Source organism: Algoriphagus sp. 4150 (assembly GCF_031457395.1).
Lineage (GTDB): Bacteria > Bacteroidota > Bacteroidia > Cytophagales > Cyclobacteriaceae > Algoriphagus.
In genome coordinates this window covers 590,445-610,028 of the sequence record NZ_JAVDWS010000002.1, presented here as the reverse complement: position 1 = coordinate 610,028, position 19,584 = coordinate 590,445, and the positions used below count along the sequence as shown (strand labels likewise).

Below are 19,584 nucleotides of genomic sequence, written 5' to 3'. Positions count from 1 at the left end.
TATTAATCCTTTGAAGGCCGATAAAAGCATTTAATTTTGTATCGGCTATTTTCACAAAGGAGTACCCAAATATAACACATTCTAAAAAGCTAAGTTCACATGTTAGAGATTAAAGCTACTGAAACAGTACGTGAAGGTTCAATCTTTGGCCAGATCAGCACGATGGATCACGAGCAACTCGTGATCTGTAATGATGAAGCTACCGGCCTAAAGGCATTGATCGGAATTCACAACACCACCTTGGGCCCGGCATTGGGCGGAACCCGTATGTGGCCGTATGCTTCCGAAGAGGAAGCAATTACAGATGTCCTTCGTCTCTCCAGAGGAATGACATTTAAGAATGCCCTGGCCGGATTGAATCTCGGCGGTGGCAAGGCAGTGATTTTGGGTGATCCAAAACTGAAAAACGAAGCTTTCCTCAGACGTTTCGGCAGATTTGTCCAGAGTCTTGGCGGTAGATATGTGACCGCCGAGGACGTGAACATGAACACCTCGGACATGGAATTCATAGGGATGGAAACCCGCCATGTCACGGGACTGCCGGAGGTCAAAGGCGGAGGCGGAGACCCTTCCCCGGTCACTGCATACGGTGTATACATGGGCATCAAAGCCGCTGCCAAAAAAGCTTTTGGCTCAGAATCATTGCATGGAAAGCGAATTGGTGTGCAGGGCGTGGGTCAAGTGGGCAAATACTTGATCGAACACTTGGTGAAAGAAGGAGCCAATGTATTGGTAACTGATATTTTCGAAGAAAAACTTATGGCTGTGGCGAAAGCAACAGGAGCTCAGCCAGTCGACCCCAATGTCATATACGACTTGGAAATGGACATTTATTCTCCTTGCGCACTAGGTGCTACGATCAATGATCAGACCATAGACCGTCTGAAATGTGCCGTGATCGCAGGAGGGGCCAATAACCAGCTGAAGGATGAAGCTAAGCATGGACGGATTCTGATCGAGAAGGGAATAGTATACGCTCCGGACTTCCTTATCAACGCAGGCGGCGTTATCAATGTAGGAGCAGAGTACTTTGGCGGATACAACAGAGATACCGTTTATCGGCAAACTGAGAAAATATACGATACCTGTCTGGATATTTTGAATAAATCCGAAAAGGAAAACATTCCCGCCCAGCAAGCAGCTATCGAAACAGCAAAAGCAAGAATTGAAGCTATCGGAAGAGTGAAGCTTTCCTTCTAAGTAAGCAAACATCCTTATCAAAACCACCGGGAATGACTTCCGGTGGTTTTTTTGTCTCGTCCAACTAGATGATAGCCACACCAAATTACCTATATTTGCAACTCATTTCGAAGACATGCTAAACAGAAGAATACTACGAGTAAAGGCTTTCCAAAACCTATATGCATATGAGCAGTGCAAAGGTTCCAACCTCAACCTTGCAAAAGATTTTATCAGAACCACCTTTTTACCTGATTTGAATAGCATGGAAGTGCAGGATAAATCCGCACTCAACAAAGAAGCTGCGGAGGCAATCAAGCTCTTTGAACAAAACCTTACCACAAAAGACTTACTCAAGTCAAGTGACGCAAGCCGTAAAGTCAAACAAACAGTATTGGATGCTTTGAAAAGGTATCATGAGGCAAACGAAAAAGACCACCAGTTTCTGTTAAGGAATATGGTAGTATCTGCCGAGCGAATCCCTCAGTTGTACTTATTGGCAATTGAGCTGCTGCAGGCATTTGCAAAGCATGTAGAGAAAGAAATTGAGAAGAAGAAAAAATTTGCAGGCAATAATCCTGCAGGCTTTGGGAATGAATTGAACTTCCCCAACAATCAAGTATTGGCCTCTCTCCGGGAGTCAGATTCATACAGGGCCGCCCTTGCCAGAAACAATGTCAATTTAGATGATGTGGAACTGGAAATCAGGGAATGGTTTAGAGACTATATAAAACCATCAGAACACTATCAGGCGTATCTTGAACTGGAAAGTCCCACAGCCGAGCAGGATTTTGACTTGGTGGATAATTTGCTGAAAAAGGTGCTTTTCAAAAATGACGTGATCTTGAATTTCTTTTCTGAAAAAGACCTCAACTGGACAGAAGACAAATCAGTGGTAAGGAGCTTGGCATCCAAGGTTTTGAAAAATGCGGCTAATCTCAATGAAGAAAATGAAAGTGAAATGCCTGAGATTGCCATGAACTGGGATGAGGATAAGGAGTTTTTTCAAAATATCTTTAACTTCACCATTGAAAATGATGCCAGTAGCAAGTCTCTTATCACTCAAAAAACCAAAAACTGGGACATTGACAGGCTTGCATTTACTGACAAAGTGATCATCTCGATGGCAATTGCAGAAATGAAAAATTTCCCGAGCATCCCTGTCAAAGTAAGTATTAATGAGTATATAGATATTTCTAAGACCTACAGCACCCCGAAAAGCAAGCAATTTGTCAATGGTTTGTTGGATGTGATGGCAAAAGAGCTAACCGATAGCGGAGAAATCCGTAAGAGCGGTAGAGGACTATTAGACAATAAATAATATAACTATGAGCAAGAGCAGTAATTCACTCATCGCATTCCTAATTGGTGCAGGCGCGGGCGCGGCACTTGGAGTACTTTTTGCACCCGATACGGGAACCAACACCCGTGATCGGCTTACTTTCAAACTTTCAAAGTACAAGAAGGATTTAGAAGAGCTGATTGACGATTTGGTGGATGGCAAGGAGATGCACTTAAATGAGGCAAAGACCGAAGGAAAGCGCGTTATATCCGAAGCGAAAAACAAGGCTGAGAATCTGCTTAGCGATGTGAACAAGTTAATTGATCAAATCAATCAAGAAAATAATTAATCGATATGAAATCGAGTGAGGCGTATCCGTCCCACTAAGGAATGATAATCGATCAAGCGATACAAGTTATGACCACTGAAAAACAAAAAATAAACAGATGAAATCGACACGATTAAAATCATCATTAAAACACACAAAGCAATGATTATTTTAATCGTCAAAGATTCCATCTGACCATTAAAAACCAAATTATAAACAGATGAAAATCAACCTTATAAATATGGCGGTATTTTCCGTCATGCTTGCCTTGGGAACTTCATGTGACCAAAAAAATGATCAGGACGCAAAAATTAAGGCGCTGGAAGATAAAATTTCTCAACTGGAAACAAGCAATACCACTGTTACTCCGGTAAATGCCCAGTCTACTCAGGCGGCAGACCCTGCGACCTTAGGCGCATTTGGATTTCCTGAAATGGAATATGACTTTGGTGCCATCAAGGACGGAGAAGTCATAGAACATATCTTTAAGTTCACAAATAACGGACAGGCGCCTTTGGTAATATCCAACATCACAGCATCTTGTGGATGTACAAGCCCGGACTGGACCAAAACTCCGGTGAAGCCAGGTGATGAAGGCTTTGTGAAGGTAGTGTTCAACTCTGCCGGTAAGTCAGGTGCACAAGCCCCTACAGTAAGTATTCAGGCAAACACCAACCCTAACGTTACCAGATTAAGATTAAAAGGTACAGTAGCTCCAAAAAATGCAGGCGCAGCAACACCGGTAGGCCCGGTTAAACGATAATTATGATTTCTACAGTATTAGCCCAAGCTGCCGCAGGAGGTGGATGGCAAGGGATTTCGGGACAGGTTTTCTTATTCGGTTCTATCATATTGATCATGTATTTCTTCATGATCAGACCTCAGCAAAAGAAACAAAAGGAAAGCAAAAAATTCATTGAAGAAATAAAAAAGGGGGATGAAGTCGTAACCATTGGTGGGCTTCATGGCAAAGTAAGTTCTGTGGAAGGCGACGTCGTATTTCTAGAACTCGATCGCGGGCTTAAAGTAAGAGTGGAGAAATCAGCCATTTCTCTGGACTTCTCCAAAAAACCGGAAACAAAAAAATAAGTTGAATTTTGTCGGAAACTAAAAAATCCTCCCAGAGGATTTCTCCCAAAAAACTCTCTAATCTGAAAGTGGTAGTTCTCTGCATCGCAGCAGCTACCACTTTTTGGATTTTAAACGCCCTGAATAAGGACGATTACAATACGATTGTTGATTTTCCAGTCGAGATCATCTACGATCAAAGCCAGTTCATAGCGGTAGCCGGTCTCCCAAAAACGCTGGAAATAGAAATCGCGGGAAATGGCTGGGATCTACTTCGAAAGTACTTCAGCTTCAACAATGATGCTTTCCCTATAGAGCTTAACAATCCCGCCTCCACCAACTACCTACTCACTGCTGACCTAAAAAGATCTCTTGGTGAATTTCTGTCCCCTACCCAGCTGGTCTCGGTACTTGATGATTCGCTTAAATTCAACATCAACAAGATAAAATCTCTCCAAGTCAAGCCTATTCTTGATTCTAACAGTTTTTCAATGGCTAAAAACTATCGTATAATCGATAAAATTACTTTTAGCCCTGAAACGATCACCCTGAATGGGCCCAGCTCCATTATAGACACTTTGGAAAGCACCTTAAAAATCCCGCTCGATGAAAATCGTATAAACAAATCCATTGAGAAGGAAATCACTCTGGAAGTACCCGATGAAATGGGGAACCTAGTACGCATCGAAGAGAAAACAATCCGGGTGAAATTTGAGGTTATTGAATTTCTCGAAGGGAATAAGCGGCTTAAAATTAAAAAACTGAACTTCCCCAATTCAGTCAAGTTAGCCGAAGAAGATATCGTAATTATGATTTCTTACCTCGTGGATGAGCGAAAAGTAACAGATTTAAAGGATGTTGAATTTGAAGCTGTACTGGATTATTATAAGAGAAATAAAGAAGACAGCACGATTTCTGTCCAGATGAAGCCCATGCCGGATTACTTGGATAAGGTAGTGATCTCACCGCCGATTTTAAAGCTGAACTATGAGTAAGTCCGGTCCTCTCTTAGTTGGCATTACAGGCGGAATCGGATCAGGAAAATCCACTGTGGCAAAGATTTTTTCCATACTCGGTATTCCGATTTACTATGCCGATGATCGGGCCAAGTGGCTAATGGCAAATAACATACAGCTCAAAAACCGGATTACAACTGCTTTTGGAGTCGATTCCTATCTCCCCGACGGAAATCCAAACCGAAGTTTTCTGGCTAAGGAGGTATTCTCTGACCCTGAGAAAGTCAAGACAATCAATTCCCTTGTCCATCCTGCTGTAGGAAAGGATTTTGCTGACTGGGCCTCCATACAAAGCAGTCCCTATGTACTAAAAGAAGCCGCTTTGATCTTCGAGACAGGGAACAATAAGGTACTCGACCATGTGATCAATGTAAGCTCACCACTGAAAATCCGTATCGCCAGAACACTGATGAGAGATCCATTTCGCTCGGAAGAGCAGGTGAATCAAATCATTAATCAACAACTTCCTGACGAGCAGAAAAATGAGCTGGCCGATTTTGTGATTAAAAATACGGACAACAAGCTTTTGATTCCTCAAGTTTTAAGCATTCATCAGCAACTTATAGCTGAGAAATGCGAATGACTTGCCGATGGGTAAATTATCCGAAAACATCCAAAAGCATGTAGAAGAATTGATCTAATGAAGACTATAACTCCTCAACAATTTTGTTAGCTGGGATTTTGTTCGGTATTTTATTTAGGAATCTTAGTTAAGCATTCTTCTTGGTAGGCAAGGAAGGCTCAGATAGAATTATAATGGATCAAACACTAACACTACGCAGGGTAAATGTGACCCGCTATATCTTACCACTGAGAGAAGGCGGTTCTTTACCCGCTCTTGCTGATGCGGATGACGGGTTCAAATACGTGTTGAAATTCCGTGGGGCAGGTCAACGCGAAAAAGCGCTCATAGCTGAGCTTTTGGGAGGAGAGATCGCAAGAATTTTGGGGATGAAAGTGCCGGAGCTTGTCTTTGCAGGCTTGGATCCGGCTTTTGGAAGATCCGAAGGAGATGAAGAAATCCAAGATCTTCTCAAATCAAGTCAGGGGCTCAATTTGGCTTTGCACTTCCTGTCCGGAGCCATCAATTACGATCCTATAGCCATGAGTACAGATCCACGCTTAGCTTCTCAAATAGTGTGGCTGGACATGTTTATCACCAATGTGGACCGTACGTTTAGAAACACAAATATGCTTGTCTGGAACCGGGAGCTTTGGCTGATCGATCATGGTGCTTCTTTCTTGTTTCAGCACGCTTGGGTCAACTGGCAAAAAAATGCCCAAGGGCCTTTTCCAATAATCAAAAATCATGTGCTACTACCCCAAGCTTCAGCGCTTGACTCAGTAAACGAAGAATTCAAGAAAATCCTGACAACGGAAAAAATCAACACAATCGTAAATGCAATTCCGGAAGAGTGGCTACTAGCCGGTGGTGACTCAGAGGATGCAAATGAAATCAGGAAGGTCTACCAAAACTTTCTGGAACTCCGTCTTTCTTATTCAGATCAATTCATAAAAGAAGCTCAAGATGCAAGAACAGCACTTATATGAATATGCAGTAATCCGGGTAGTCCCCCGGGTGGAGCGGGAAGAATTTATCAATGTAGGGGTGGTGTTATGCCATTGGAAAAGAGATTTTCTTGGATGCAAAATCCACTTGAATACAGACAAACTACTGGCACTTGATCCACTGGCTGACGTAGAAATGATACAGCTAAACTTGACTTCTTTTGAAAAAATATGTGCCGGCATGGCCAGTGGAGGTAATATTGCTTCAATGGATTTTGCATCAAGATTCAGATGGCTTACCGCTGTAAGAAGCTCCATAATCCAAACTTCCAGACCACATTCAGGTTATGCCGAGGATTTGCAGCAAACGCTCCAAAGGCTTTTTGAAGAGAATGTAGGCTAGCCAAAAGCAGCTTGCGAATAAGAACGTTGGCAATAATTTTATCTTACTAGAAGCATTTCTTATCCATATTCCTCCGGTTACAATTACTCGGACTTCAGCAGATTGGTAATCTTACTACGATCACATCTGCTGTTTCCTTCAATGAAGAAATTCTACAGCACTTATTGTATCATTATTTTCACTCATAGCAGTGGGTTTTAACTAGGGCTTGCTGAAAAAGTCTCAGTTATGCCAGCTTCAAGGCGGCCGAATGAAGATGTATGCTTATACCTCGAATGAGGCCAACATAGAAGATGGTATGGCTGAGGCTAGCTTGAAAATTCCGATTTTGGGATTTTCTGATGCATGGATAAAGACCTATTGTGGTCAATAAGCTTGCACCTGCTGAAAAACCGTTCGCATCAAAAATGGGTTAATCATTCAAAATGATAACTTTTGATCTATTACCGGCGTTTTTCAGCATGCCCTAACTATGAAGTACTCAATAAAATCACTAGATTCAAGCGCCAAAAAGCCGGTATAAAATTTTAAGATTTCACTATGAAAAAAGCTCTAATTCTTTTAGCTGCACTAATTATTCACTGCAATTCCTTCGCTCAAATTCTTTTTGAAGAAGGGCATTTTCTCACTAATTCAAATGAAAAAATCGCATGTTTGATAAAGAATAGTGACTGGAAAAACAACCCGTCAACCATCGAATACAAACTTGCCTCCGGAGGACCTGTACAACATGCAGATATCCAAGCGATCAAAGAATTTGAAATTAATGGATTTTCTAAATTTATTCGAGCTACGGTCCAGATTGATGAGTCAGGTCAAAACCTCAATAATCTGGGAGAGGACAGGAGCCCTAAGTTTGTGACAAGAGAAGTTTTTCTCAAAACAATCATAGAAGGACAGGCTTCTCTTTTTTCATTTGAAAGTAATAATACCAAAAGGTATTTCTATTCAATTAATGGCTCTGAAATCACCCAATTAGTCTACAAAAAATATAAAATTGACAACAGGATAAGCGAAAATACACAATTCAGAAATCAGTTGAACAATCAGTTGGTATGTGGGTCAATCAATTCGCAAGAGTTCAAAAACTTAGGCTACAAGCAAAAGGAGCTAGAATCAATTTTTGTTAAATACAACGAATGTACTGATTCTTCATACACCACATATGGAGTTGCAAAAAGGCCGGATTTATTCCATTTATCTATTAGACCGGGCATTAGTGCAAGAAGTCTAACAATCGAAAATCCACAGGCAGCTGTAGAAAAAGTTGATTTTGAAAACAATTTAGGGTTTAGAATCGGAGTAGAGGCAGAATTTATTTTGCCTTTCAATAAAAACAAATGGGGAGTAATTATTGAGCCAACTTTTCAAAGTTACAAGTCAGAAAAAACTGCCAGTACAAAAAATTCGACAGTGAACACTTATAATGTTACTGCCGATTATAAATCACTGGAATTGCCCATTGGACTCAGACATTATATGTTTTTAAATGCCAATTCTAAATTATTCATCAATCTTTCTTATATCATAGATTTTCCGTCCAAAACAACGATTGGGTTTGAAAGGTCAGATGGAGCCCAGGGGCCAAATCTAAGTATCAAAACGGGAGGAAGTTTTGGATTAGGAACCGGTTTTCAGTACAACAATAAATTACACATGGAATTAAGGTATCATACCAACCGGGAAATTATAGGAGGTTACCATTTTTGGAACTCCAATTATCAGTCACTTAATTTAATTTTTGGATACACTCTTTTTTAAAACCGTCTTTCAGAAAAAAAGCGTGAAGATAAATTCCCACGCTTTTTTTATCCTCACTTCTTAAGAGATCTTGTCAAATCCCAAATAAGGGTGAAGTACTTTCGGCATGTTGATCCCTTCCGGTGTTTGGTTGTTTTCCAGAATAGAGGCAACAATTCTAGGCAAAGCCAGGGCACTTCCATTCAGTGAATGTGCTAGATGGGTTTTCTTATCCGCTCCTTTGAAGCGAAGTTTCAATCTATTGGACTGATACGTTTCAAAATTGGAAACAGAACTTACCTCCAGCCATCTCTCCTGAGCGGCAGAAAACACTTCCATATCGTAAGTCAGCGCAGAGGTAAAACCCATATCTCCTCCACACAGTCTCAATACCCGATAAGGAAGTTCGAGTTTTTGCAAAAGGTGCTGTACATAGCTACTCATACTTTCCAGCGTCTCGTACGACTTGTCCGGATGGGTGATTTGCACGATCTCTACTTTGTCAAACTGATGTAGCCTGTTTAGCCCCCTTACATGGGCACCCCAGCTTCCTGCTTCTCTTCGGAAACATGGAGAGTGGCCTACATTTTTTATTGGCAGCTCACTTTCCGCAAGAATCACATCGCGATAAATATTGGTAATCGGCACTTCTCCAGTGGGGATCAAGTACAAGTTATCAGCATCCGCATAATACATTTGTCCCTCCTTGTCCGGAAGCTGCCCGGTTCCATACCCCGAATCCTCATTGACCAAGATCGGGGGCTGAATCTCATAGTATCCCTGTGCCAATGCCTCATCCAAAAAGAAATTAATCAATGCACGCTGCAACCTCGCCCCTTTTCCTTTATAAACAGGGAAACCGGCTCCCGTGATCTTCGCCCCAAGTTCAAAGTCAATAATGTCATATTTTTTGATCAAATCCCAATGCGGAAGTTTCTCTGCATGAAGTGTGGGAATGATTCCATGCTCCAATACAACCTCATTGTCTTCCGCTGACTTACCGGCAGGGACAGAAGTATGGGGCACATTGGGAATGGTATAAAGCAAAGCTTTCAACTCTTCTTCAGCTTTCGAGTTTTGATCTTCAAGATCTTTGACCTGAAGCTTAAGCTCGGCCGTTTTCTCACGGATTAAAACTGCTTCTTCAGCTTTCCCCTCGCGCATCAATGCTCCAATCTGTTTCGAAATAGTATTGGCCTCGTTTTGTATCTGATCACGTTCTACCTGAGTGGATTTTCTCAGTTCATCCAGCTCAACAGCCTGATTCAGTACAGCTTCTGCATTTGGGAAATTCCTCTTTTGAAGTCCGGCAAGTACACCGGCATAGTTTTCTCGAATTTGATTGACTAAAAGCATCTTAAAATCTTTGAAATTGAAGCTTCAAAGATAAGCATGTTAGCGAACAATGATGTCTCTACTTACACTTGAAAATGGTCCGTCCAGCTCTTTTCCATTTTCTCCAAGCAACCGCACTTTAACCATGTATTTTCCCTGAGGAAGATTTTCCACCCTGACAGGAGCCATGTGGTCAATTTCATAGCGCAGCTCATTTACCTCTATTGCCACTTTCAATCCATCCAATTTCATATCTCCCCCTATTACCAAAAAATCGACAATCACCTCAGAGCCTACCTCATAGACCTGATCCGAGTGAGGAAAATTCAATGCAAGGTAGGGTTCGCCTGAATATGGGAAAGGTCTAGACTCTCCCACCTGAAAATCCCTGTCTACATAATTCCCGAAGTTCTTCAGAGCCAGTCCTTCTTCATCCACCAAATATGCGACTACACGATAACTCCCTACAGGAAGGTCCCTTTGAAAAATAGGCGAATAAAATCCTACCGGATCACCTCCATTTAAGATATTGAACAGTTTGAATTCTTTCGTTGCGTTCAAGTCAAAAGGAAAATTCTTGACATTGAACTCAAAAGGCACTTTCCCCGGTTTGAAGACCTGATTGCCCAGAGGAGTGTACAACTCAAGCATAGCATCCGGATAGGCTGCTTGATCTTCATATTGGAAGAATTTTACCTTCGGGGCATCAGACTTCGCTGCATCAATGTGTGGAGGCATTTCTATTACTTCCTCATTCACTCGCTGTTTTTCGGATGAACAGGCTGAGAAAAGACAAATCAGAAATAGTAAAGTCAGGATTTTATTCATACTGCACGTAAATTGAGATTAAAGATATTTAATTTTAAAGATAAATTAGACCCCGAACCATAATACATCCCCTATGGAAATCCTATTTGATGAGATCCCGAGTTTAGATTTGGCTGATTTCACTTCCGGTACTCCGGCACAAAAGGCAACATTCGTACAAAAGCTTGGAGAAGCTTACCAAAATATCGGATTTGTGGCCATCAAGAACCATGGCCTGTCACAAGATCTCCAAGATAGACTATACGGATCTATCAAAGATTTTTTCTCCTTATCCGACGACATCAAAACAAAGTACGAAAAACCTGAAATCGGATTTCAACGAGGCTACACGGGCAAGGGAAAAGAGCATGCCAAAGGCAGAAATACAGGGGATTTAAAGGAATTTTATCATGTAGGCCAAGAACTCAGCCGAATTCCCGATGCCGATCCTATCAAAAGTGAATATCCTTCAAACATCTGGCCATCGGAGTTGCCCGAATTTCAAAACGATGCCAACGAAGCATACCGCACCTTGGAGAGTGCAGGCAAAGCGATGCTTCAGGCTATTGCACTATCCTTGAATCTTGACGAGTATTATTTTGAGGACAAAGTAGCCCATGGTAATTCCATTCTCAGACAAATTCACTATTTCCCGATCGAAAACCCGGACGAAGTCCCTGCCGATGCTGTAAGAGCTGCAGAGCATGGAGACATCAATTTGATCACCTTATTGATGGGTGCCAGTGCAGACGGGCTTCAGGTTTTGAGAAAAGACGGCAAATGGATCCCTATTACCGCACTTCCCGACCAATTGGTGGTAAACGTGGGCGATATGCTGGAGAGATTGACAAATAAAAAATTAAAATCCACAATCCATCGCGTAGTGAATCCTCCACGGGAAAAAATGAATACCAGCAGATATTCTATTCCTTTCTTTATGCATCCGCGTTCTGAGATGGATCTCACATGTCTGGAAAGCTGTATTGACGCTGAGCATCCAAAACAATTCGAAGATGCCACTGCGGGAGAATTTTTGGAGGAGCGGCTTCGCGAACTTGGCTTGAGAAAATAGGCATGTCGGTAAAGCAAGTCCGATACTATTTATTTTTGAAAGATACTATTACACTTTCCCTTACCGCATTTGGAGGCCCACAGGCATTTCTTGCGATGCTTCTGGAGCGTATGGTGAAGAGGCGAAGTTATATACAGGAAGATGAGCTCTGGGAGCTTAACGCACTTTGCAATATGCTTCCGGGTCCGTCTTCCACGCAACTCGTTTGTGCGATTGCCTATCGGGTAGGAGGACCCAACCTAGCCTATCTCGCCCTTCTAGTCTGGATATTGCCCGCTACACTCCTTATGATTTTAGCGGCCATGCTGATTCATTTTCTTCAGGAGAGCACTCCCGGAGCATTGGATTTCGCGCGGTTTATTCAGCCAATGGCTATAGGGTTTATCATCTTTGCTGCTCAAAAAATAATCGGAAAGACCGTCAAAACAACCGAAGCTATGGTACTGGTCTTGATTTCTGCTTTTGTTTCCTTCTTCTACAGTTCACCTTATATCTTCCCTGTATTGTTGTTTATAGGAGGATTGAGCACCTCTATCAAGTACAAACAGCAACCCGAGCTGGAGAAAGAGGCGCCGCTAAAAATCGAATGGGCCAATTTTTATCTTTGGGGCGGCGTGCTGGTTTTGGCAGCAGTTTTGGGTGGTATTACCAAATACCAACCGATTATTCTTTTCGAAAATTTCTACCGAAACGGAAGTTTGATTTTCGGTGGAGGCCAAGTGCTAGTCCCTTATTTGTATACTGAGTTTGTCGACTTCAAGCACTACCTAAGCTCCGAGGAATTCCTTACAGGCTACGCTATTTCCCAAGGCATCCCAGGTCCCACTTTCAGTATTTCCTCATTTGTGGGAGCATTATCCATGAAAGAATTTGGGACGGTGGGCTTTTTCATAGGTGGATTTATAGCCGCAGCGGGCATTTTCCTGCCGGGGATTTTTCTCATATTCTTTGTGATCAGATTTTGGGATCAGCTGAAGAAATACAGGCCCGTAAGGGCTGCTCTGGAAGGAATCAATGCGGTATCCTGTGGAATGCTAATTGCGGCAGCTTATTTGCTTTTTGAGCCACTGGAGGCAAATGGCATAAATATTCTATTTATTATGGCCACGTATGTCTTACTTCAGTTCACTAAGATATCTTCACCTGTAATCATCGCCGGGGGGGTGATTCTGGGCATTATTTACAATAATTTATTTTTGTAAAGCCGGAACACCTGTTTATTTCCCTCAAAAGGAACAAGAATAGGCCTTTTCACGTTTTATAATCTAAATTCATTCCCTATCTTTCATCTATGCACGCCTACGAATACATCAATAACCTGATCCCCCCACTGAAGCTTTCCGATAAAACCGGAATGGCATTGTCGTGGATGGAAGAAATCAGGACTGATGTACTTCCCGTTGTTGACAAGGGTATTTTTTTGGGACTGATAAAAGAGGAAAGGATATTTGAGGCAAACAATCCGGATAGCCTAATTGCCGATATAGAACCCGATAATCCTGACTGTTGGGTTTTTTCAGACAAGCATATTTACGATGTACTTCGAGTAAGTTCAGAGCAAAATTCGAACATTGTCGCAGTGTTGGACAGAGAGCTAAATTACATGGGTATCGTGACGATGGAGGATTCTATTTCCGCTTTCGCAGATAGTCTTTCTATCCAATCTCAAGGAAGCGTGTTGATCCTCTCACTTAGCATGACAGACTACAGTTTGTCAGAGATTGCCAGAATCATAGAATCCGAAAACACCAAAGTCCTCAGTTCGTTCCTCACCACAGATCCTCTGGACGATAATAAGATCAAGGTGACATTGAAACTGGATAAACCTGAACTACGACACATCAAAGCCACACTGGAGCGGTTTGGATATAAAATTATAGATCACTATCAGGAAGAAAGTGGCGTGGGAAGTGAAGAAGAGAGGATCGGTAACTTGCTAAGATTTTTAGATATTTAGGACATGAAAGTCGCACTTCATGGCTTAGCGCTGAAAGCAGAATTGTTTTCAGACGTTCAGTCACTATTCAACGAACTCACCAAACATGAATTTGAAATTTTTGTCACCGATCAATTTGACCGGCAATTGCGAATGCATGGAAATAAAGCTCTAAACTATTGGGTACTGGAAAACAGGGAAGAGATGGCTTCCATGGATTTTGTCATATCCATAGGAGGAGACGGCACCTTACTTGATGCTGTCTGCCAAGTCGGAGACCTCGAAGTTCCAATTTTGGGTCTCAATACCGGCAGGCTTGGTTTTTTGGCTACGGTGGCGACCGAAAAAATTGCTGAAGCCGTCGCAGACTTGGCTAACAATAATTACCAAGTAGAAACAAGATCTCTGATCTCTGTCCATAGTCAACGTAAGTTATTCAACGGGTTGAATTTCGGGTTAAACGACTTCACTATACACAAGCGGGATACTTCATCGATGATCACTGTCCACACCTATATAGACGGAAAATATCTGAACAGCTATTGGGCAGACGGATTAATTGTCTCTACTCCTACAGGATCCACGGGGTACTCGTTAAGTTGTGGTGGCCCTTTAATCTCCCCGGAGGCTAAAAACCTCGTGATCACACCGGTAAGTCCACATAATTTAAATGTAAGACCCATTATTGTTTCGGACGAAAGTGAGATCAGTTTTGAAATAGAGGGGCGGACAGAGAAATTCTTAATATCTTTGGACTCACGATCCACATCAATTTCCTCAGAGGTGAAGCTTAGTGTTAAGAAAGAAAATTTTTCAGCAAAATTGGTAAAGTTGCCTCATTATCATTTCTTTGATACATTAAGACAAAAGCTCAACTGGGGTTTTGACATGAGAAACTGAATTAATCTCTTAAGACATAGCCAATTTGAGCTTAACAATTATTAACCCGCTAAATACTGTGATGCGTTTTTTTAACGTTAGGTACTTCATATCTTGCATCGTCTTGAAAAAGGTCAATTTTCAGATTTCCAACTACTTACTTGTGTTCTCAATGCTTTTCTTCGGTATTTCGGGAGAAATTCAGGCACAAAAATATGAAATAGGTGGAGGCATAGGAGCAGCCGCCTATACAGGTGATATAATCAGGAAAATTGATCCGGGCCAGTTAGGCCTTCAAGTCACGTTGTTTGGCAAGAGAAATTTTGACAATGTGTGGTCGCTAAGAGGAGGCGTGACCGGAGCATTTCTATATGGAGCAGATAGTGTCAAACCTATCGACAAAAATGCCCACATTAGAGATGGACGGTTTAGAGCAGGGGTATTGGAATTATCAGCAGTTATGGAATTTAATTTCCTTGATTATCTGGCACCTAATTCTGAATTCCGGTTTTCACCCTATGCATTCTTTGGTTTAGGCTACTCCTTTATTTTCGCAAAAGGGAATACGTACAGGTATCTTGTCTCCTCGAGATATAATCTGGGAACAGTGGTAGTCCCTTTCGGAGCAGGTATAAAGTATCAACTTGATCGAAGGTGGACATTGGCAGCTGAATTGGGCTTTCGGCCGACCTTTACAGATTATTTGGACAAAATAGACAGCAAAGGGCCGGTGATACCAAGACATGAGGATCCTAATGATCCCAGCATCCCTTTTGGAATCAACTTCGGGAATGCCTACGACAAAGATTGGTATTACTTTCTGGGGGTGACAATTAGTTATACGCTCATGTCTACCAAATGCTATGTGTATTAATAAATCAAGCCCAAGGACCAATATTTGGAAAAGAAATGGCACTTTTGTACCTCTAAAAAAGTAAGGAACCGGTGACGGCTGGAATGAAGGAAGTATCTGAAAATAAAAACATCCCCAAGCATATCGCTATAATCATGGACGGCAACGGTCGCTGGGCCACGAAGAAAGGCGCTATGAGAATATTTGGGCATAGAAATGCCACAAAGGCAGTTAGGGAAGCCATAGAAGGCGCAAACAGTCTAGGAGTTAAATACCTGACCTTATTTTCGTTCTCAACAGAGAATTGGTCAAGACCAAAGGCGGAAGTTGACGCACTAATGGAGCTATTCGTGAGGACTATGTCTGATGAGCTCCCCATGCTAATGGACGGCAATTACAAATTGGAAAGTATAGGAAATGTAGAAAGCCTGCCCCCTTCAGCATACGAAACACTGAAGCGGGTGGAAAAAACAACCTCTAAAAATACCGGCCTCAAAGTGATCTTGGCACTAAGCTATAGCGGTCACTGGGAGCTCACCAACGCAGCTAAGCACATTGCTCAAAAAGTCTCAGAAGGAAAATTAAACGTGGCAGATATTACGGAAAAAGTAATGGCGTCACATCTGGAAACAGCCAACTACCCTGACCCTGAACTTATGGTCAGAACTAGTGGTGAATACCGGATTAGCAATTTCCTGCTTTGGCAACTGGCCTATACAGAGATGTATTTCACACCTGTATTATGGCCGGATTTTAGAAGAGAGCACCTCTTTGCTGCAATTTCTGACTACCAATCACGGGAAAGGAGATTTGGCAAGACGGGTGAGCAAGTTAAATCTTAAGTAATTAATGAAAAAAAGTTTATTGATTCTGTTTTGTCTGGTTTGGGCAAGTTCAGCAATGGCGCAAATACGTTTGGGTCAAAGTCGCTATGCCACAAGCAAGCCAATCGATATTTTGGAGCTGAACTACGCTAAGCCCCAAACCTATAGAATCGCAGAGATAAAAGCTGTGGGTCTCACTACCTTGGATGAAATCGCCATTCTTTCCCTGTCTGGATTGAAAGTGGATGATAAAATCGAGGTACCGGGAGACGATATTTCCAATGCTTTGAAAAAGCTATGGGGACAAGGGATCATCGGAGATGTGAAAATTCTGGTAACCAAAATAGAAGGTGAAGATATCTCTCTCCTTCTGGATCTGACTGAGAGACCTAGATTCTCCCGAGTGGAATTTACCGGAATGAATAAAACCCAAGAAGGCGAACTTCGTGACAAAGTAAACATCAGAGGCCGTGTAGTACGGGATGATGTACTGAATAACGCCAAAAGAAATATTGAAAAATATTACTTGGACAAAGGGTTCATGAATGCTGATGTGAAAATCAAGCAGGAAAGAGACACCACTCTTCCAAATTCAGTAAAACTGATATTCGAGGTAGAGCAAAATGACAAAGTCAGAATCAATGCCATTGACTTCTATGGCAATGAAGAGATCAGTGATGCCAAACTGAAAAAGAAGCTAAAGAAAACCAAGGAACATGCCAGGGTAAGTATATTCAAAGACGGCTACTCCAGACTGACGGGTGCTACCGGCGAGGATATCAAAAACTCCATCTTATACACTGACTCAGTGTCGAATGCAGAGGTAAAAGACTACATCAACAAAAACTTCAAACTAAACTTTTTCAACGGATCCAAGTACATTCCAAAGGAATACCGGAATGACAAAGAAAATGTGATTAACTTCTACCAAAGTAAGGGCTTTCGTGACGCTAAAATCGTCGCTGACTCCGTTTACAACTTTGGCCAGGACAAAATCAATATAGACATAGCACTGGAAGAAGGCAGAAAGTACTATTACAGAAATATCACCTTCAACGGAAACTTTATACACCCGGACCAAGTCCTAAGGGCTCTGCTTGGGATTGAAAAAGGAGATGTATACGATAAAGAAAAACTGGGCAAAAGACTTAATTACGACCCTACCAGAGGCGATGATGTGAGTTCCCTGTATCAAAATGACGGTTACCTCTTTTTCGACATTAACCCGGTAGAGGTCAATGTAGCGGGAGACTCCATTGACTTGGAAATGAGGATATTTGAAGGCCCTCAAGTGACTGTAAACAGTGTCAGCATCAAAGGAAACGAAAGAACATCCGATCATGTGGTCATGCGGGAAATACGAATTCTTCCCGGACAAAAATTCAACCGTGAACTCTTAGTACGTACGATTCGTGAACTTTCTACTTTAGGCTATTTTGATCCTGAAAAAATCAATCCTGATTTACGTCCAAACTTCGAGGCAGCGACAGTAGATATCACGTTTGAACTGGAAGAAAGACCAAATGACCAGATCGAACTGTCAGGTGGCTGGGGTGGATTCTACGGCTTCGTAGGCACCGTCGGCCTTTCCTTCAATAACTTCTCGATCAAAAACATCGGGGATTTCTCAAAATGGGATCCTCTACCGGTGGGAGATGGCCAGAAGCTCTCACTCAGAGTGCAGGCCAACGGGCGTTCTTTCCAGAACTACTCCGTATCCTTAACCGAGCCTTGGTTTGGAGGCAAAAAGCCAAATGCACTCAGCTTCTCGTTTAACCATTCGGTACAGCGACAGGTGGATTTCTTCAATCAGGCAAGTTTTGGCGATGAATTAGGTTATTTCAAAATTACAGGTCTAACCTTAGGTCTTGCCAAGCGGATAACCTGGCCGGATGATAACTTCAGTATCAGTAATTCCCTGCAATTTCAGATCTATGAATTTGACCGGTTTGGTACCTCATTCGGTTTGAGTTACCCTACGGGCACATCAAACAGTCTTACCTGGAATACTACGATTGCCAGATATAATATAGATAATCCTACCTATCCAAGGCGGGGTTCGAATATTATTCTATCTACAGCCTTTACTCCTCCCTATACCTCTCTGAACAAGAGTATCGACTCAGAGTCCACAGATTTGGAGAAATACAAATGGCTGGAATACCACAAGTGGATGTTTGATGCATCTCTATATACACCACTTTTTGGCTCAAACAAATTGGTAGCCAGTGCTAGAGCTCATATGGGCTTTTTGGGATCTTACGGCTCAAAGCTGGGTCTAATTCCTCTGGAAAGATTCGTATTGGGCGGTGACGGCATGACGATGAATAACTTTGCATTGGGTCAGGAAATCATCGGTCTGCGTGGCTATGAAAATCAATCCATCACACCGGGTGCAGCAACGAGGGGTCAAGAAGGTGCAGAACCCTATGGAGGAGTGGTCTATAACAAGTATGTAATGGAAGTAAGGTACCTCGTATCCCCTAACCCTTCAGCGACCATCTTTTTGCTTGGCTTTGCTGAGGCAGGTAACAACTGGGGTTCATACAGCAACTATAATCCATATGATCTGAAGAAATCAGCAGGTATGGGAGCAAGGATCTTTATGCCTGCATTTGGTCTACTTGGAATTGATTGGGGCTATGGATTTGACGCCATTCCCGGGTCTACCCAGAGAAGTGGCTCACAATTTCACTTTACTATAGGCCAACAAATAAGATAAGTATGGAAATAGAGCGGGGAATAGTTAATTTATGCAAAAATTAACATACCGAGAAAGTTACGAATCAAGCTAAGGTTAACTTCCCTAACACATGAATAAATCGCTGAAAATTGTATTTTTGTTGCTCTTTGTGCTCCAAATGGAGCATGTGACAGCTCAGAAGATCGGATACATTGATTCAGAATATATTCTCAACAAGCATCCCGATTATAAAATCATTCAGCAAGAGCTGGAGAACATCAGCTCCGAATGGAAGAAAGAGGCACAAAATTTGGATAAAGAGATAAAAGATTTAACTGTCCAGCTAAAAGCAGAAGAGGTGCTCCTCACAGAAGAAATGTATCAGCAACGGCTGGATGCAATTAAATTGAAACAAAAAAAGTCCCAAGAATTCAATAGTAGGATTTTCGGCATAGACGGGCAGTACTTCCAAAAACAAGCGGAATTGATGCAGCCCCTACAATCCAAAATCTATGATGCCATTGAAAGAGTAACTCGGAGAAACAATCTGGGAATGCTGTTTGATAAGGCCGCCGAACCATCAGCGATTATCTATACAGATCCCCGGCACGACTATTCGGAGTTTGTCTTGGAGGAATTGGGAATAGAAGAAAACAAATAAAATAGAAAC

General features: G+C 42.1%; 21 protein-coding genes. 19 read left to right on the top strand and 2 right to left on the bottom strand.

Annotation, left to right across the window (positions count from 1 at the left end; translation table 11 throughout):
• The first annotated feature begins 99 nt into the window (after positions 1-99).
• From J2X69_RS05945 to J2X69_RS05895, 11 genes are all read left to right on the top strand, one after another.
• On the top strand, positions 100-1,200 hold the full coding sequence (locus J2X69_RS05945) for a Glu/Leu/Phe/Val dehydrogenase dimerization domain-containing protein (protein WP_310099959.1): 1,101 nt from the start codon (positions 100-102) through the stop codon (positions 1,198-1,200).
• 115 nt (positions 1,201-1,315) lie between these two features.
• The gene (nusB, locus tag J2X69_RS05940) at positions 1,316-2,500 is read left to right on the top strand and encodes a transcription antitermination factor NusB (RefSeq protein ID WP_310099956.1); all 1,185 of its coding nucleotides are present in this window, start codon (positions 1,316-1,318) and stop codon (positions 2,498-2,500) included.
• A 7-nt stretch (positions 2,501-2,507) separates the two neighbouring features.
• The gene (locus tag J2X69_RS05935) at positions 2,508-2,810 is read left to right on the top strand and encodes a YtxH domain-containing protein (RefSeq protein WP_310099953.1); all 303 of its coding nucleotides are present in this window, start codon (positions 2,508-2,510) and stop codon (positions 2,808-2,810) included.
• 199 nt (positions 2,811-3,009) lie between these two features.
• Entirely contained in the window at positions 3,010-3,552 is a 543-nt protein-coding gene (locus tag J2X69_RS05930) for a DUF1573 domain-containing protein (protein WP_310099950.1), read from the top strand.
• Positions 3,553-3,554: 2 nt separating this feature from the next.
• Positions 3,555-3,878 (top strand): preprotein translocase subunit YajC, encoded by a 324-nt coding sequence (gene yajC, locus J2X69_RS05925; protein ID WP_310099947.1) that lies wholly within the window; start codon positions 3,555-3,557, stop codon positions 3,876-3,878.
• An 8-nt stretch (positions 3,879-3,886) separates the two neighbouring features.
• Entirely contained in the window at positions 3,887-4,852 is a 966-nt protein-coding gene (locus tag J2X69_RS05920; protein WP_310099944.1) for a YbbR-like domain-containing protein, read from the top strand.
• Complete coding sequence (coaE, locus tag J2X69_RS05915) at positions 4,845-5,456, top strand: dephospho-CoA kinase (protein ID WP_310099941.1); 612 nt, start codon at positions 4,845-4,847, stop codon at positions 5,454-5,456. The genes J2X69_RS05920 and coaE overlap by 8 nt, the downstream gene beginning before the upstream one ends.
• Before the next feature lie 173 nt (positions 5,457-5,629).
• The gene (locus tag J2X69_RS05910) at positions 5,630-6,424 is read left to right on the top strand and encodes a HipA family kinase (RefSeq protein ID WP_310099938.1); all 795 of its coding nucleotides are present in this window, start codon (positions 5,630-5,632) and stop codon (positions 6,422-6,424) included.
• The gene (locus J2X69_RS05905) at positions 6,402-6,785 is read left to right on the top strand and encodes a DUF3037 domain-containing protein (protein WP_310099935.1); all 384 of its coding nucleotides are present in this window, start codon (positions 6,402-6,404) and stop codon (positions 6,783-6,785) included. Before J2X69_RS05910 ends, J2X69_RS05905 begins: the two co-directional genes overlap by 23 nt.
• A gap of 208 nt (positions 6,786-6,993) precedes the next feature.
• Positions 6,994-7,158 carry a hypothetical protein gene (locus J2X69_RS05900; RefSeq protein WP_310099932.1) on the top strand — a complete coding sequence of 55 codons (165 nt, stop codon included), beginning with the start codon at positions 6,994-6,996 and terminating at the stop codon, positions 7,156-7,158.
• A gap of 167 nt (positions 7,159-7,325) precedes the next feature.
• On the top strand, positions 7,326-8,546 hold the full coding sequence (locus tag J2X69_RS05895) for a tRNA modification GTPase (RefSeq protein WP_310099929.1): 1,221 nt from the start codon (positions 7,326-7,328) through the stop codon (positions 8,544-8,546).
• 60 nt (positions 8,547-8,606) lie between these two features.
• Here J2X69_RS05895 and serS read toward each other — a convergent pair whose 3' ends face one another.
• Positions 8,607-9,881, bottom strand: a complete 1,275-nt coding sequence (gene serS, locus J2X69_RS05890; protein WP_310099925.1) for a serine--tRNA ligase — start codon at positions 9,879-9,881, stop codon at positions 8,607-8,609.
• A gap of 39 nt (positions 9,882-9,920) precedes the next feature.
• Positions 9,921-10,688, bottom strand: a complete 768-nt coding sequence (locus J2X69_RS05885; RefSeq protein ID WP_310099923.1) for a hypothetical protein — start codon at positions 10,686-10,688, stop codon at positions 9,921-9,923.
• A gap of 73 nt (positions 10,689-10,761) precedes the next feature.
• Here J2X69_RS05885 and J2X69_RS05880 point away from each other — a divergent pair, with 73 nt between their 5' ends.
• From J2X69_RS05880 to J2X69_RS05845, 8 genes are all read left to right on the top strand, one after another.
• Positions 10,762-11,739 (top strand): 2-oxoglutarate and iron-dependent oxygenase domain-containing protein, encoded by a 978-nt coding sequence (locus tag J2X69_RS05880; RefSeq protein ID WP_310099920.1) that lies wholly within the window; start codon positions 10,762-10,764, stop codon positions 11,737-11,739.
• 2 nt (positions 11,740-11,741) lie between these two features.
• Complete coding sequence (chrA, locus tag J2X69_RS05875; protein WP_310099916.1) at positions 11,742-12,941, top strand: chromate efflux transporter; 1,200 nt, start codon at positions 11,742-11,744, stop codon at positions 12,939-12,941.
• A gap of 89 nt (positions 12,942-13,030) precedes the next feature.
• Entirely contained in the window at positions 13,031-13,696 is a 666-nt protein-coding gene (locus J2X69_RS05870) for a cbs domain containing protein (RefSeq protein WP_310099914.1), read from the top strand.
• 3 nt (positions 13,697-13,699) lie between these two features.
• Complete coding sequence (locus J2X69_RS05865; protein WP_310099911.1) at positions 13,700-14,575, top strand: NAD kinase; 876 nt, start codon at positions 13,700-13,702, stop codon at positions 14,573-14,575.
• A 103-nt stretch (positions 14,576-14,678) separates the two neighbouring features.
• On the top strand, positions 14,679-15,428 hold the full coding sequence (locus J2X69_RS05860; protein WP_310099907.1) for a DUF6089 family protein: 750 nt from the start codon (positions 14,679-14,681) through the stop codon (positions 15,426-15,428).
• 83 nt (positions 15,429-15,511) lie between these two features.
• Positions 15,512-16,249 (top strand): isoprenyl transferase, encoded by a 738-nt coding sequence (locus J2X69_RS05855; protein ID WP_310099903.1) that lies wholly within the window; start codon positions 15,512-15,514, stop codon positions 16,247-16,249.
• A 7-nt stretch (positions 16,250-16,256) separates the two neighbouring features.
• Entirely contained in the window at positions 16,257-18,953 is a 2,697-nt protein-coding gene (locus J2X69_RS05850; protein WP_310099900.1) for a POTRA domain-containing protein, read from the top strand.
• A 91-nt stretch (positions 18,954-19,044) separates the two neighbouring features.
• Complete coding sequence (locus J2X69_RS05845; protein WP_310099897.1) at positions 19,045-19,575, top strand: OmpH family outer membrane protein; 531 nt, start codon at positions 19,045-19,047, stop codon at positions 19,573-19,575.
• Positions 19,576-19,584 lie beyond the last annotated feature (9 nt).